Raw genomic sequence first — 13,783 nt, 5'->3', positions numbered from 1 at the left:
CGCCCCGGTGGAGCGATCTGTCGGCTCAGGCCTCGGCGGGGTCCCCGGTGAGGTTCTTCACCAGGTTCGGGTCGACCGGAACACCCGGGCCCATCGTGGAGGTCACGATGACCTTGCGGAGGTACTTGCCCTTGGCCGCGGACGGCTTGGCACGCAGCACCTCGTCGAGCACCGCAGCGTAGTTCTCCACCAGCTGGCTCTCCGTGAAGGAGGCCTTGCCGATGATCAGGTGCAGGTTGGAGTGCTTGTCCACCCGGAAGGTGATCTTGCCGCCCTTGATGTCCTGAACCGCCTTGGTGACGTCCATGGTCACCGTGCCGGTCTTCGGGTTCGGCATGAGACCGCGCGGGCCCAGGATCCGCGCGATCCGGCCGATCTTGGCCATCTGGTCCGGCGTGGCGATCGCCGCGTCGAAGTCGAGCCAACCACCCTGGATCCGGGCGACAAGCTCGTCGGTGCCCACCTCGTCCGCACCCGCGGCGGCGGCCTCTTCGGCCTTCGCGCCACTGGCGAACACGATCACGCGGGCGGTCTTACCGGTGCCGTGCGGCAGGTTGACCACGCCGCGGACCATCTGGTCCGCCTTGCGGGGGTCGACGCCGAGGCGCATGGCGACCTCGACCGTGGCGTCGAACTTGACGTTGGTGGTCTCCTTGGCCAGCTTCACGGCCTCGGCGGGGGTGTAGAGCTTGGACCGGTCGATGACATCGGCGGCCTTGCGGTAGCTCTTGCTGCGCTGCATTGCTTACTACTCCTGTGGTCTCTGGCGGGCCGCTCGGCGCGGGCCCTCCCACGGTCGGGTCGACGGCCTGGGCCGACGTCAGTCGTTGACGGTGATGCCCATCGACCGGGCGGTGCCGGCGATGATCTTCTCGGCCTGGGCGATGTCGTTGGCGTTGAGGTCGGCCATCTTCTTCTCGGCGATCTCACGCAGCTGGGCGCGGCTGACCGAGCCGACCTTCTCGGACTGCGGAACACCCGAACCCTTCTGCACACCGGCGGCCTTGATCAGCAGCCGGGCGGCGGGCGGGGTCTTCAGCACGAACGTGAAGGACCGGTCCTCGTACACGCTGATCTCGGCGGGAACGATGTCGCCCCGCTGGGATTCGGTCTGCGAGTTGTAGGACTTGCAGAACTCCATGATGTTGACGCCGTGCTGGCCGAGCGCGGGGCCGACCGGCGGCGCCGGCGTGGCCTGGCCCGCCGGCAACTGAAGCGTGAACGTCTTGACGAGCTTCTTCTTCGGAGGCATGTCACTTCCTGGGGCTTGGAGCTGGGAAAATGCGGCTGTCGCCGCCCTCGGAGCGCGCACGGTCAGCGCGGTGCGACAGCGGCGACATTCAAGAGTAGCGCAGGCCGCAGCCCACTCGTCCGCCGAGGTCGAGCGGGAGGGCGTACGCCGACGTCGGCGGCGGGTCGGACCCGCCGCCGACGACCAATCAGATCTTGGCGACCTGGTTGAAGTTGAGCTCCACCGGCGTCTCGCGACCGAAGATCGACACCAGCACCTTGAGCTTCTGCTGGTCGGCGTTGATCTCGCTGATCGTGGCCGGCAGCGACGCGAACGCGCCGTCGGTGACGGTGACCGAGTCGCCCACCTCGAAGTCGAGGACCTTGATCTCCGGCTTCGACTTCTTCTGCTCGGTCTCGACGGCCGGCGCCAGCCACTTCAGCACCTCGTCGAGCGAGAGCGGGGCGGGCCGGTCGGCCCGGTCGGTCGCGCCGACGAAGCCGGTCACACCCGGGGTGTTGCGAACACACGAGTAGGACTCGGCGGTCAGCTCCATCCGAACCAGGATGTAGCCGGGGAAGACCTTGGCCTGGATCTGCGAACGCTTGCCGTTCTTGACCTCGACCTCTTCCCGGGTCGGCACCTCGACCTGGTAGATGAAGTCCTCCATGTCGAGGCTCGTGATCCGGGTCTCGAGGTTGGTCTTGACCTTGTTCTCGTAGCCGGCGTACGAGTGCACGACGTACCAGTCACCCGGCGCGTAGCGCAGCTTCTGCCTCAACTCGGCGACCGGGTCGAACTCCTCGTCCGGCTCGGGCTCAGTCATGGGGAACTCCGGCTCGCTGGCGGCCTCAATCGACTCGTCACCAGCCGCCGTCGCGACCGTCGACTGCTCGTCCACGGGTCCGGCGGTCTCGTCGTACTCAGGCACGCTCGCTCACTTCCATCACTATCGGCTGGAGGCAGCCGGTCAGTCCGAGTTGCCGAAGACAAACAGCACGACCTTGGCGAAGCCGTAGTCCAGCAGGCCGACGATCGTCAGCATCACCGCGACGAACGTCACCACCACAGCCGTGTACGTCAGCAACTCCTTGCGGGTCGGCCAGATGACCTTACGCAGTTCGGCTACGACCTCGCGGAAGAACCGGGCGATGCGGCCGAACACGCCCACCCGACCCGTTTCCGACCGGGTGGTCGGCCGGCTGTCCGCCGACTCTGCCCGGGCACGGGACCGCGTGGCGGTGCCTCCCCGGGAAACCGGCTCGTCCGCGCTGGAGGCGTCGTCGTCGGCTACGTCGTCGACGACCTCGTCGTCCAGACGATCGTCGCCGGCGTCCTCGCCGTGCCGCTTGTTGTCGGCCACTTCGCCCTCCGTCGCGGAATCTCGGGTCGCACGCCGAGTGGCGTACGCGGCGCTGGTCACGCCGGCCGGGCCTAACCGTCCCGCGACGGGCCGCGGCCGGTGGATCATCCGGAGGGCCCGATTGCCTCGGAACCACCCCGCCGATGCCACCACCACGGGCCGGACGCCGCCAAGCTGGCGGCGCGACCCACGGGAACGGTCAGGCCTGAGGCGCAGGGGTGACAGGACTTGAACCTGCAGCCTGCGGTTTTGGAGACCGCTGCTCTGCCAATTGAGCTACACCCCTGTGCGGCAACACTCGCCCCACCCGGTCACAGACGACCGAACAGGGGTCACTTGCCCCACGGCGGACCAGTGTACGGGTAGCCGCCCGACTTTCCCAACCGGTCTCTCCGCCTCGCGTGGCGGGCCTGCTTCAGCGCGTCGTCCGGATGGTCGCGCGGGCCTGTGAGAGCACCTTCTCGCCCCCACAGGTCGCGGTCACGTCGAGTCGGGTGAGCCCGTCCTCGGTCACCTCACGGACCCGCGCCGTGACCTCGATCTCGGCCCCCAGGTCATCGTCCGGGACGACCACCGGCCGGGTGAAACGCACGCCGTACTCGACCACCGCGTCCGGCGACCCGGCCCACTCGGTGATCGCCCGGCCGACAAGCGCCATGGTGAACATGCCGTGGGCGATCACCCCGGGCAGACCGACGTTCGTGGCGAACCTGTCGCTCCAGTGGATCGGGTTGAAATCACCCGAGGCGCCGGCGTAGCGGACCAGGTCCGCGCGGGTCACCTGGAACGTCTTGGCGGACAACTCCATCTCAGGCCTCCCCGCGTACGACGATCTTCGACCAGACGGCCACGACCGGTTCCCCGGCGACTGTGTGCACGTCGGTGCGCGTGGTCAGGAAGCCGTGCCCACCCCTGGTGCTGACGTCCTCGATGGTGTTGACGCAGACCAGCTCGTCGCCGGCGACCACCGGTCGGGTGTACGCGAACCGCTGGTCACCGTGCACCACACGGCTGTAGTCCATACCCAGGGCCGGGTCCTCGATGATCTGGCGGCTCGCGGCCATCGTGACGATCACCGGGAAGGTCGGCGGAGCCACCACGTCGGGGTGACCGAGCGCCTGCGCGGCCTCCCGGTCGTGGTGGGCCGGGTCGGTGGCGCCGACGGCGGTGGCGAACTCGCGGATCTTTTCTCGGCCCACCTGGTAGGGGGCGGTCGGCGGATAGGTCCGGCCGACGAAGGAAGGGTCCAGGGACATGCCGCGAACCTACACGGATAGCACAATCGCCGACCTGGCCGGCAGGCTGCGGCGGAGCCGCACCACACCGGTCAGATCGGCGATTGGAAAGCTTGCACACCGGCCGGCACGAGGCCGGCCCGGGATCAGCGGGTCTCGCGGTGGACCGTGTGCCGACCGTCGCGCGGGCAGAACTTCTTCAGCTCGATGCGGTCGGGGTCGTTGCGCCGGTTCTTGCGCGTGATGTAGTTGCGCTCCTTGCACTCCACACACGCCAAAGTGATCTTCGGCCGGACATCGGTAGCCTTCGCCACGGCGGAGTGCCTTCCTCGCTAACGGAAACAACTACGACGCGCCAGCCTAGACGCTGACAGCGCGGACATGCAAAGTGGGCGCCGGAAGCGCCCATTTTTCTTACGACCACCGGCAACGAGCCCGGAAGACGAGAGTAGCGGTGGCCGGACTTGAACCGGCGACACAGCGATTATGAGCCGCTTGCTCTACCATCTGAGCTACACCGCTGCGATGGGTCCAGCTGAACCCTCGAGCCCCCTTACGGAATCGAACCGTAGACCTTCTCCTTACCATGGAGACGCTCTGCCGACTGAGCTAAGGGGGCCTGCGCGAACTCCCCGTGGGGCGCGCAGAAGTAAGAGTACACGGCCCGGCTCGACAGGTGAAATCGGATCCCCGGTGATCGTCTACGCCCTGGTCAGGGCACGACACGAAGGCGCGGCAGCTCCCCGTTGGAGATCGATTCCGGCTCGACCTGGGCGCCGAACCAGGCGGCCAGCCGCTCGTACGGCAGCGGACGGCTGAACAGGAAGCCCTGCCCGATCTCGCAGCCGATGTCCTGCAGAAGCTCCAGGGTCAGCTCAGACTCCACGCCCTCGGCGACCACCGCCAGGCCGAACTGCTGGGAGAGGGTCACCACGGCGTTGACGATGGCCAGGTCCCCCGGGTCGGTCGCCATGCCCTGCACGAAGGAGCGGTCCACCTTCACCTCGTGCACCGGCAGTCGGCGCAGGTGCGCCAGCGACGAGTCGCCCGTGCCGAAGTCGTCCACCGACAGCCGGACACCCAGGTCACGTAGCCGCCGCAGGGTCGGGATGGGCCGGTCGGTGCCGTCCAGCACCCCCGCCTCGGTGATCTCCAGGGTCAGCCGCTGCGCCGGCACCCCGTACTCGGTCAGCAGCTCCTGGACCCGGTCCGGGAAGTGCTGGTCGGTGAGCGTACGGGCCGCGATGTTCACCGCGATCGGCAGCGGCTGGTCGGCCAGCGCCCAGTCCCGGCTGCGGCGCAGCCCCTCGCGCAGCACCACCTCGGTGAGCCGGCTCAACTGGCCGGTGTGCTCGGCCACCGCCACGAAGTCCTCGGGAGCGACAGTGCCGTGCGTCGGGTCCTCCCACCGGGCCAGGCACTCGACACCGACCAGACGCCGATCCCGCAGCGTCACCTTGGGCTGGAAGTAGACCTCCAGCTCGTCCTGGTCCAGCGCGCGGCGCAGATCGCCCGCCAGACCCAGCCGGCGCAACGATCGGGACTCCAGCGCGGGGTTGAACAGCTGCACGCTGCCCGGCACCGACTTGGCTGCCGTGGCGGCCAGGTCGACCCTGAGCAACAGGGTCGCCGCGTCGCTGCCGTGCTCCGGGTGCACGGCCACCCCGACGGCGGTGTTCACATCGAGGGTGAGCGCGTCGAAGACCATCTCGTCACGGATCTGGTCGCGTAGCTGGGCGGCCAACTCGAGCGCCGCCTCCGCGCTCTCCAACCGCAGGGTCACCAGGAACTCGTCCCCGCCGGCCCGGCCCACCAGAGCCGACGACGGCGCGCTGGCCCGCAACCGGCTGGCGACCTCGGCGAGGACCTTGTCCCCCGCCGCGTGCCCGAGGGACTCGTTGACCTGGCGCAGCCCGTCCACGTCGAAGAGCAGCAGTGCCACCACCTCGCCGGGGGCAGCGATCGTGAAGGACTCCGCGAGCGCGCCGGTGATCCGCCGACGGTTGGGCAACCGGGTCAGCGCGTCGTGGTACGCGTCGTGCCGGAGCCTGTCGACAAGCCGCGAATTCTCCAGGGCGACGGCGGCATGCGCCGCCACGGTCTCGAAGATGGGAATGTCAGCCGGAGCGAAGTGGCCCACGTCGCTGAGCCGGTTGACCACCTCCAGCGTGCCGATCACCGCCTGCCCGGAACGCAGCGGCACCGCGATGACGTCCTTGACCTTGGAGTCGGCGAGCGCGGACCGCAGCATCGGGTCACCGCCGAAGGCCCGGCCGAGAGCGACCGTCCGACCTGAAGCACGCGTCTTCTCCCGAAGCACCGGCGGCGTCGGGGCGACGTCGAGCAGACCCCGGTCGTCGAGGCGTGCGCTCAGCAGGACTTCGGGGTGCCGGCCCTGCGCCGGCAGCCACAGCGTGGCGTACTCCGCCTGCATGAGAGACCGGACCCGGCCGAGCAGCACGTCTGTCAGGTTGCCGGCCTGACCCGCCTCGCTCATCGCCCGGGTCAGCTCATACAGGTCGCCGAGAGTGCGGTGTTGCCGGATGAACTGCGAGTATGAGCGGTAGAGCACGAAGCCGGCCGCCCCGAGGGCCAGCAGGAGCAGGCTCGACCAGAAGGTCGTCGCCAGCGCGATGAGGATGATCAGCCCGATCGCCACGTTCAGCACCGTGGTCAGCAGGACCTGGACGGCCGTGCGCACCGTCTCCCGCGTGCCCTGCCAGCCCTGCAGGAGCGTGATCACGCCGACCACGGCAACAAGGCTGATGAGCGTGTTGGCCGTGACGGCGGCGAAGAGCACGCCCCAGGTCGCGGGGCCCACTCGCTCGTGATGCGGCACAGCGGCCAGCACCAGGCCGGCCACCGAGCTGCCGGCCGCCGCCCGGGCGACGTTGAACCAGAACTTCGGCGGGGCGTAGCCTCGCTGCATCTGGGTAAAGAGCTCGGCTGCCGTGGCGACGACGACCACGAGGAGCGGCGACAACCAGTACGCCACCAGCACCAGCGGGATCTCGCTGAGCGTCACCACGACCGCCTGGCGGCGGGCCACCATGCTGAGCGTTGGTATCCCGGCAGCGACCATCACCACCAGCAGCGCAACAGCAATCGGCCAGTCCGCCAGGTGGCTCGGCACCGACAGGGCGATGACCAGACATCCCACCAACGCCATCCCGGCGAGTGGAGCTGTGATCAGCCAGGCGTGTTCGGTTGTACGACGTCGGACAGCCCTAGGTGACACCGCACCGCCCTGTCATCGCTCACGTCATCGCCGCACCGGAGTCACCGGAGGACGGCGGACTGCGCTCCACTCGGAACCGAAACGCTGTGGCCCGTGGGCGCGCCCCATTCGACGGAGGTGGACTGGAAGGCGCCACCGAATTGGGCACCTAGGAGGCCAACGGCCAGCGCGGCGAGGGTAAGGGACGCCATACGCAGCCGGCCAAAGTTTCGACCAGACATTGGGAACTCCTGTCGGCAGGGGGGCAGTGCGGGGATGGAGATTCCACGATGGTGCCACAGCGACGTCCGCCAGGAAAGTTCCCGACCCGCGATCAGGCCGACCGACCTGCGAGCTGACCCGCTCGGCCGGGCAGGCACAACGTCCGGCCAGACCATCTGCTGTTCGACCCACGCTGGCACGGCCAAGAAACGACCTAGCAGGGGAAAGCGCACCTACTAGACGTAACAGTTGAATTGAACTGTCGCCCCTCTGTCCCGGATACGCACACTACTCGCCGCTACCTCGCGGCAACAGGGCACTGTCATCTATCTGGTGACCGCGCCCGGTGCCCCGATCGCCCGGACGCTGATCCACTCCCGGGTCGGGCTCAGGAGTTGCGCAGCGGCCGGAACGCGGCCCGCAGCTCCGCGACTCCTCCCACGCGGCGCCGTGGCCGCCGCGGTCGGCCTCGTTGACGTACGCGAGGTCCGGGTAGACCGTCTCTGCCCAGCTACGCGGGGCAGCCCAGATCTACGACGGTTTGCGCCTGTTCGGCAGGAGCCGGACCCGGCGGCGAACAAGGTTGATGTCGACCACCTCCACCGACATCCGCTCGCCGAGTTGAGGATCGTGGGCAAGCGCGGACTTGTGGACCAACCCCTGGATGCCGTCTTCCACGGCCACGAGGACACCGAACGGCACGATCTGTGTCACCTCACCAACCAGGACGGCGCCGAGACCTGTCCGGGCAAACTCGGCCATGGGGTCGGGCTGCAACGCCTTCAGCGACAGCGACACCCGCTCGCGGTCGAGGTCGACGTCCAGCACCATGACGGTGAGCCGGTCCCCCACGTCCACGACGTCGGTCGGGTGATCGAAGTGCCTCCACGACAACTCCGGGCAGTTCACCATGCCGGTGACACCGCCAAGCTCCACGAACACCCCGAAATTCTCGATCTGGACCACCACGCCCGCGGCGACCTGGCCACGCTCAAGCGTTCCCAAGCTCAGTTGCGCGCTGTCGTCGTTCCCCTGCCCCATAGGTCCACCCTAATGAACCGGGGGCCTCGCCGATCTTGTCGTTCCTGGTGTCGTTCCCGCCGTCGATGCGGTTGGCGTGGACCCGGGAGCAGGACGGCGACGCCGTGGCCCAGGCGCCGGGCGACCTCGGTCGGCGGGACGCCGGCATTAAGGCAGAGCGAGGCCGCCGCGTGGCGCAGGTCGGAGGGCCGGCGTACGAACGGTTAAGCGCCTTCGATTCGGTCAGCGCCTTCTGGCGGATGAACCTCCAACAGCGGTCACCGACCTACCCCGACCGCAGGTCGAATGCGGTGGTTCCGCGTGCCGGTCCGCCGGTACTGTCCGGGCTCACCAGGAATCCGAGCGGCGAGGTCGACATACATGAACAGCGATGACGGTACGACGGTGCTGTGGCGCCCAACCGGACCGAAAGAGCTGGATCTCGTACGCGAGTCCGGATGGCGGGCATGGCCACCACGCCTGCCGGATCAACCGATCTTCTACCCGGTCCTGAACGAGGACTACGCGGTGATGATCGCCCGGGACTGGAACGTGCCCGCGTCCGGCGTCGGCTACGTGACCCGCTTCCGGGTCGAGTCGGAGTTCCTGAGTCGGTACCCGGTCCGCCAGGCTGGCGGTAAGACCATTCTGGAGCTGTGGGTGCCGGCCGAGGATCTGGACGAGTTCAACGCCCACATCGTTGGCCTGATCGAGGTCGTGCACGAGTTCCGGTAGCCGGCGGGCGGCGGCGAGGGTGGCCGTCATCGGATGGTCTCGACGGCCCGGGGTCGGTTTGGCTGCACGACGCCGACCGGAGGCAGCACGGCGACTGATGCCGGCGGCATCACCGGAGCCGGCGGCGCGGGTTCGACGGGCCGATTGCCCTTCGGCCGATCGCGCTCCGACGCCGGCAGGGTGGCGGGGTCGCTGGACAAGACGACCTCACCAGGGCTAAGCCGTGCCGGGGGCGACGAAGGCCCCTGACTTGCGTTTCCGCAGTTCAGAGGCCTCGTCATTGCCTGGTGGCGGGTAGAGGATTCGAACCTCTGAAGCTTTCGCGACGGATTTACAGAGCGTCCGTGATCTTGTACCGGTCAGCACCTCTGAGCTGCTCCTTCTCGCCGTCGCAGCGACCCCGACCGATCAGCCGCCCACCATGTGCCCACGCCCACGGCAACGGCGCCAGGACGACGCCCCGTGTTCAGGCTGCTCCCCAGTCGTCGGTCGCGCAGCCGACCTCGAAGCTCCACCAGCCATCCGCCTCGCCTCGTTGCAAGGTCGCTTTGATCGCGGAGAGATCTGCACTCGCTGGCACGGTGAAAGCAACGAGAGGGAGTTCCTTGCTGAACGTCTCGCCGCCGATGCCGAAGGGTGCCAGCCGGTCGTAGACAGCTTCGGCACTTGGTCCGAGTGGGCCACGGCGCTCCGGCAGCACTCTTACGGTGCAGTTACCCGACGCCTCGACCCGCCCGGTTGCCCAGCAAAGTCCGTCCGGACTCACGGTGAAGCGCACCAGGTCACCCTCAGCAACGCCGTCTTGAAGGAACGGAGCGTTGCAAATGCGAGCCGTGTCCGGGCCCGCAGCGACACCCCACAGGCCCTCGGTGTCGTAGGGAAGCCACCCTTCCCGCGGCACGAACTTGAACCAAATCTTGATGAAGTGATCGCCGGCCGGTGGGGTGCGGTCCGGTGCGGGTGAAAACATGCCCGCATCATTCCCTGGGAGGGCGGACGCTCCCACCGCACACCACCGCCCGACGATCTCGATCGACGGAACGCCGGGCACATCCTCTTGGTGGGCCGATATTTCGGCGACAGCGCCACGCTGACGGCGGACCATGTACCGATGCACAACGAGGATGCTCTGACCCGCCTCCAGGACGCCGCCACCCTTTGGAGCATCGGGCAGGGCACGGCAGCCGAGGTGATCGGGGCTGCCTGTGACTGCCTCGTGGCAGGCGTTGACAGCCCCTCGTTGTGCATCCTGGCCGGGGTCTCGTCCACCGCCACCGAACAGGATCTGCTCCAGTGGCTTGAACCCACCCTCGCCGAGCTTGGCCTGAGCTTCTACCGCAGAGGCAGCGAAGAGCTTGAGAACGCTGCCGTACGCATCATGGCTACCAAGCTTCTCGTCGGCGCCCTCTCCCCGCGCGAGCTGGCTCGCTGGACCCACTCGGTCATCGGGCATGACGGCACACCCCTCGCCGAGGAGTTGGTCATGCTCGACGACGTGTACGACACGCTGGAGTACTGCGAGGAAACCGAAGCGGAGGTCGACGCTCGCGTTCTTGCCGAAGCGCGACGCCTGACCGCCACAGGCGTAGCCACCCAAGGCGCCGACTCCACCGACTGACTCAGGCAGGATCACGCCAGAGCCTCGCCGATCTTGTCGTTGATGGTGTCGTCACCGCCATCGATGCAGTTGGCGTAGACGCGGAACAGGACGGCGACGCCGTGGCCCAGGCGCCGGGCTACCTCGGTCGGCGGGACGCCGGCCATTCAGCCAGAGCGAAGCCGCTGCGTGCCGCAGGTCGTACGGCCGGCAGACGAGCCGCGGATAAGCCAGCGACAGCGGGGCCGCGCTGCCGGATCATGTAGCGATGCTCGGTCAGGATGCCCTCGCTCGTCTCCAGGACGCCGCTGTCTTCTGGAGCGTCCGTTCCGGCACCGCGGCCCAGTTGATCGAAGCAGCCTGCGACTGCCTCATTGCGGGCATAGACAGCCCGACTCTCCAGATCCTCGCCGGCATCTCGCCGGTGAAGGGCGAGGAGAATGACGAGCTGCGGCGATGGCTCGAAGGCGCGCTGTCGGAACTCTCTCTGACTTACTACGCCGAGGGAAGCCGAGAGAGCGAGGAGGAAGCCCTCCGACTCATGGCCCGGCGACTGCTCGCACAGGCCATCACGCCTCGTGACCTCACCTCTTGGGCATACCGATTCATCTCCCACGACGGGACTCCCCTGGCAGCCGAGCTGATCGCCATGGACAACGCCTACGAGCTCGTAGACGCCATTCACGACTGGCAACCGCACACCAGCACCGAAACCAGGGATATGGACGTGGCCGTCGTCGCCGAAGCTGGGCGCCTTCTCGGCGACGCGACGACCGCCGAGAAGGACTGAAGCGCGGGCTCTCATCCCAGTGCGTCGCCGATCTTGTCGTTCATGGTCTCGTCGCCCTGAAGCCTGGCCCGGCTGGGGCCACGGGCATGAATTCCCGTAGCAGAGGGGAAGCCCGGAAGGCTACTCTCAGTTCTCGCCGAGGTTGAACAATGCACCAAAAGATCATCCATTTAAACGAGAGGCGATAACACATGACTAATGAAGCATCGTTGAGTTTTCCCCGATCCTCGCAGTATTCGCTTGACTGGTTGAAGTCGTGCGTCAGCGGGGGAGCCAACTCGCTTTGGCTCACAGAGTGGCTCACTCAGCAGATGCCTCTGCAAAAAGGGATGAGAGTTTTGGATCTCGGCAGTGGTCGCGGAGCTTCGTCGATCTTCATGAGCCGTGAATTCGGCGTCGAGGTATGGTCGGTGGACCTGTGGTTCGGAGCAGATGAACGCGCTCATCGAATCCGTGATGCCGGCCTCGACAAGAGCGTGTTCGCGTTGCATGCAGACGCGAAGTCGCTGCCGTTTTCGACGGGCTTCTTCGATGCCGTGACCAGCATCGACTCGTTCATGTACTTCGGGACCGACGATCTGTTCATGAACTACCTTGCGCGCTTTGTCAAGCCAGGCGGTCTGATAGGCATTGCCAATGCCGGACTGATGCAGGAGATTGACGGACCCATTCCTGATCATCTCGCCGGCTGGTGGGAACCAAGCATGGCCTGCCTGCACTCCGCCGGCTGGTGGTCTCGGCACTGGCAGCGCAGCGGAGTAGTCGCGGTGGAGGCGGCCGATGCAATGCCCGACGGATGGAAGAGATGGTTGGAATGGCAATACGCTGTCGCCCCTGACAACAGCGCGGAAATCGGGGCTTTGAAGGCCGACCAAGGCCGCAACCTTGGATATGTCCGAGCCGTATGCCGCCGCCTGCCAGAGGCTGCACTCGACGAACCAATCACGTCCATCCCTGTGGACTACGAATACCGTCCTATCGCAGCTGATTAACCGCAGTGCCTCTCGCCAGGGCCGGGGGCGCAGCATGCCTCGTAACGGCGCGAGGGCCCCGATATTGAGATTGCCCTGTTACCACCCAACTCGGATGGATAGCACGAGGGCACCTGGGTACTTGTGCCCCATGGACAACACCAACCGCTCGGTAGACGAAGAACACTCGCGCCCTGCGGGTGTAGATAACACCACGGTCGAAGCTCTCGGCGAGCTGAGCAAGGCCCTTGAGACGATTCACCGAGTACGGGGGCACCTCTACTCGGCTCACCAGCTTGTGGGCGGAGCGGACCTGACGCTCGATCGAGTGGTCAAGCTGATGCACGAGGCCGGACACGACGAGGTCGCCGACCGCGTAGAGCAGGAGCTACTGGGTCGGAACCTGCTGCCAGGCCGGTGGACCTTCCAAATCTTGGAGGAGTTCGACGACGGCTACTACGCCGCGTTCCAGGAGATCGAGCGGGACGCGCGGGAGAAGCTGGCCGGCGGCCGACGACACATCTTCGAGGCGGAGATGAAGGAGCGGCGCCGCACCCACGGGATGCCAGGGCACGAAGCTACGCCGTAGCGCAGCCGCCGAAACCGTTCGGGATCATCGAGGCTAAGGCGCTGGCTCGGGCCTCGATGATCCTCATCGGTGCCCGGTACTCAGCCGGTTCCCGGTGGGCGGCCTGGCTGGTGACCTGGCCGGGCCACTTGCGGTAGAGCAGGCCGTACTCCCGGGTGAAGTAGCCCGCGCTGACCGCGTTGGCGGCGAGCAGGAGGCCGGTGTCCTCGGAGGCCGGCAGCGCCATCCAGCCGCCCAGGGCGAAGACGAGATCCCGCCGCAGGCACAGGGTCGCCGGGTGCACCGATGCCCGGTAGTCGTTGGCCTGCCAGAACGACAGGACCGAGCCGCGGTCGATAACCCCGCCGGCCGGGTCCTTGTCCCACCCGGCGGTCGAACCGTCGGGCAGCAGGTCGAGTACCCGCGAGGTCGTCCAGCCGATCTGCGGGTGCGCGTCGAACGCGGCGATGTCCCGGGCGAGCACGCCGGGGGTCAGCTGGTCGTCGGCGTCCAGCACCTTGATGAGTTGCCCGGAGACCCGGGAGAGCGCGAGGGAACGGGCAACTCCAGGCCCACCGGGGCGGCCCGTACCCAGACTGATCCGGGGGTCGTCGGGCAGCGCGTCGGCCAGGGCGCCAGTCTGCCCGTCCTCCTGGACGAGCCATTCCCAGTCCCAGCCGTCAGGCATCTCCTGCTTGGCCAACGACTCGTAGGCGCCAGCCAGGTGCTCGATGCTGGGCGCGTGGACCGGGGTGATGACCGAGACGAGCTGCGTCAAGTTTTCCACCGCTGGAGTTTGTGGGAGTAGACAAGCTCGGTGCGGTCACCCGGCAT

Annotated in this window: 17 protein-coding genes and 3 tRNA genes; 5 read left to right on the top strand and 15 right to left on the bottom strand. The window is 67.4% G+C overall.

Annotated elements, in window-relative coordinates; translation table 11 throughout:
* Positions 1-25 precede the first annotated feature (25 nt).
* From rplA to ACGFH8_RS22690, 12 genes are all read right to left on the bottom strand, one after another.
* Positions 26-742: a 50S ribosomal protein L1 gene (rplA, locus tag ACGFH8_RS22745; RefSeq protein ID WP_393370235.1), complete on the bottom strand. Its 717-nt coding sequence runs from the start codon at positions 740-742 to the stop codon at positions 26-28.
* A 78-nt stretch (positions 743-820) separates the two neighbouring features.
* Positions 821-1,252, bottom strand: a complete 432-nt coding sequence (rplK, locus tag ACGFH8_RS22740; protein ID WP_357079466.1) for a 50S ribosomal protein L11 — start codon at positions 1,250-1,252, stop codon at positions 821-823.
* Positions 1,253-1,439: 187 nt separating this feature from the next.
* Positions 1,440-2,162, bottom strand: a complete 723-nt coding sequence (nusG, locus tag ACGFH8_RS22735; protein WP_393370233.1) for a transcription termination/antitermination protein NusG — start codon at positions 2,160-2,162, stop codon at positions 1,440-1,442.
* Between the two features lie 39 nt (positions 2,163-2,201).
* Positions 2,202-2,594 carry a preprotein translocase subunit SecE gene (gene secE / locus ACGFH8_RS22730; protein ID WP_393370230.1) on the bottom strand — a complete coding sequence of 131 codons (393 nt, stop codon included), beginning with the start codon at positions 2,592-2,594 and terminating at the stop codon, positions 2,202-2,204.
* A gap of 213 nt (positions 2,595-2,807) precedes the next feature.
* Positions 2,808-2,880: transfer RNA gene (locus tag ACGFH8_RS22725), tRNA-Trp, on the bottom strand.
* 129 nt (positions 2,881-3,009) lie between these two features.
* Positions 3,010-3,402 carry a MaoC family dehydratase gene (locus ACGFH8_RS22720; RefSeq protein WP_393370228.1) on the bottom strand — a complete coding sequence of 131 codons (393 nt, stop codon included), beginning with the start codon at positions 3,400-3,402 and terminating at the stop codon, positions 3,010-3,012.
* A 1-nt stretch (position 3,403) separates the two neighbouring features.
* Positions 3,404-3,850 (bottom strand): MaoC family dehydratase N-terminal domain-containing protein, encoded by a 447-nt coding sequence (locus ACGFH8_RS22715; RefSeq protein ID WP_393370226.1) that lies wholly within the window; start codon positions 3,848-3,850, stop codon positions 3,404-3,406.
* Positions 3,851-3,975: 125 nt separating this feature from the next.
* Positions 3,976-4,143 carry a 50S ribosomal protein L33 gene (gene rpmG, locus ACGFH8_RS22710; protein ID WP_007073056.1) on the bottom strand — a complete coding sequence of 56 codons (168 nt, stop codon included), beginning with the start codon at positions 4,141-4,143 and terminating at the stop codon, positions 3,976-3,978.
* Between the two features lie 135 nt (positions 4,144-4,278).
* Positions 4,279-4,351, bottom strand: a tRNA-Met gene (locus ACGFH8_RS22705).
* Between the two features lie 24 nt (positions 4,352-4,375).
* Positions 4,376-4,448 (bottom strand) — tRNA-Thr (locus ACGFH8_RS22700).
* 93 nt (positions 4,449-4,541) lie between these two features.
* Positions 4,542-6,998, bottom strand: coding sequence for a putative bifunctional diguanylate cyclase/phosphodiesterase (locus ACGFH8_RS22695; protein ID WP_393370223.1), 2,457 nt, complete (start codon positions 6,996-6,998; stop codon positions 4,542-4,544).
* Between the two features lie 801 nt (positions 6,999-7,799).
* Positions 7,800-8,309 carry a S1 RNA-binding domain-containing protein gene (locus ACGFH8_RS22690; RefSeq protein WP_393370221.1) on the bottom strand — a complete coding sequence of 170 codons (510 nt, stop codon included), beginning with the start codon at positions 8,307-8,309 and terminating at the stop codon, positions 7,800-7,802.
* A 360-nt stretch (positions 8,310-8,669) separates the two neighbouring features.
* Here ACGFH8_RS22690 and ACGFH8_RS22685 point away from each other — a divergent pair, with 360 nt between their 5' ends.
* Entirely contained in the window at positions 8,670-9,023 is a 354-nt protein-coding gene (locus ACGFH8_RS22685; RefSeq protein WP_393370218.1) for a hypothetical protein, read from the top strand.
* Between the two features lie 466 nt (positions 9,024-9,489).
* Here ACGFH8_RS22685 and ACGFH8_RS22680 read toward each other — a convergent pair whose 3' ends face one another.
* Complete coding sequence (locus tag ACGFH8_RS22680; RefSeq protein WP_393370215.1) at positions 9,490-9,993, bottom strand: DUF4265 domain-containing protein; 504 nt, start codon at positions 9,991-9,993, stop codon at positions 9,490-9,492.
* A gap of 141 nt (positions 9,994-10,134) precedes the next feature.
* On the opposite strand from ACGFH8_RS22680, the gene ACGFH8_RS22675 reads away from it, so the two are divergent.
* Positions 10,135-10,641, top strand: coding sequence for a hypothetical protein (locus ACGFH8_RS22675; RefSeq protein WP_393370212.1), 507 nt, complete (start codon positions 10,135-10,137; stop codon positions 10,639-10,641).
* An 11-nt stretch (positions 10,642-10,652) separates the two neighbouring features.
* On the opposite strand, the gene ACGFH8_RS22670 is transcribed toward ACGFH8_RS22675, so the two are convergent.
* Positions 10,653-10,787 carry a hypothetical protein gene (locus tag ACGFH8_RS22670; protein WP_393370209.1) on the bottom strand — a complete coding sequence of 45 codons (135 nt, stop codon included), beginning with the start codon at positions 10,785-10,787 and terminating at the stop codon, positions 10,653-10,655.
* A 101-nt stretch (positions 10,788-10,888) separates the two neighbouring features.
* Here ACGFH8_RS22670 and ACGFH8_RS22665 point away from each other — a divergent pair, with 101 nt between their 5' ends.
* The 3 genes from ACGFH8_RS22665 to ACGFH8_RS22655 all read left to right on the top strand — a co-directional run bounded on the left by ACGFH8_RS22665 (position 10,889) and on the right by ACGFH8_RS22655 (position 12,970).
* Positions 10,889-11,410 (top strand): hypothetical protein, encoded by a 522-nt coding sequence (locus ACGFH8_RS22665; protein ID WP_393370207.1) that lies wholly within the window; start codon positions 10,889-10,891, stop codon positions 11,408-11,410.
* Positions 11,411-11,601: 191 nt separating this feature from the next.
* Entirely contained in the window at positions 11,602-12,402 is an 801-nt protein-coding gene (locus ACGFH8_RS22660) for an SAM-dependent methyltransferase (protein WP_393370204.1), read from the top strand.
* 130 nt (positions 12,403-12,532) lie between these two features.
* The gene (locus ACGFH8_RS22655) at positions 12,533-12,970 is read left to right on the top strand and encodes a hypothetical protein (RefSeq protein ID WP_393370202.1); all 438 of its coding nucleotides are present in this window, start codon (positions 12,533-12,535) and stop codon (positions 12,968-12,970) included.
* Here the strand turns inward: ACGFH8_RS22655 and ACGFH8_RS22650 are convergent.
* Entirely contained in the window at positions 12,960-13,736 is a 777-nt protein-coding gene (locus tag ACGFH8_RS22650) for a glycosyltransferase family 2 protein (protein WP_393370199.1), read from the bottom strand. The genes ACGFH8_RS22655 and ACGFH8_RS22650 overlap by 11 nt on opposite strands.
* Between the last annotated feature and the right edge of the window lie 47 nt (positions 13,737-13,783).

Origin of the sequence: Micromonospora sp. NPDC049175 (assembly GCF_043197345.1) — a bacterium.
Classification (GTDB): domain Bacteria; phylum Actinomycetota; class Actinomycetes; order Mycobacteriales; family Micromonosporaceae; genus Micromonospora.
This window is presented reverse-complemented; position numbering and strand designations above follow the sequence as displayed.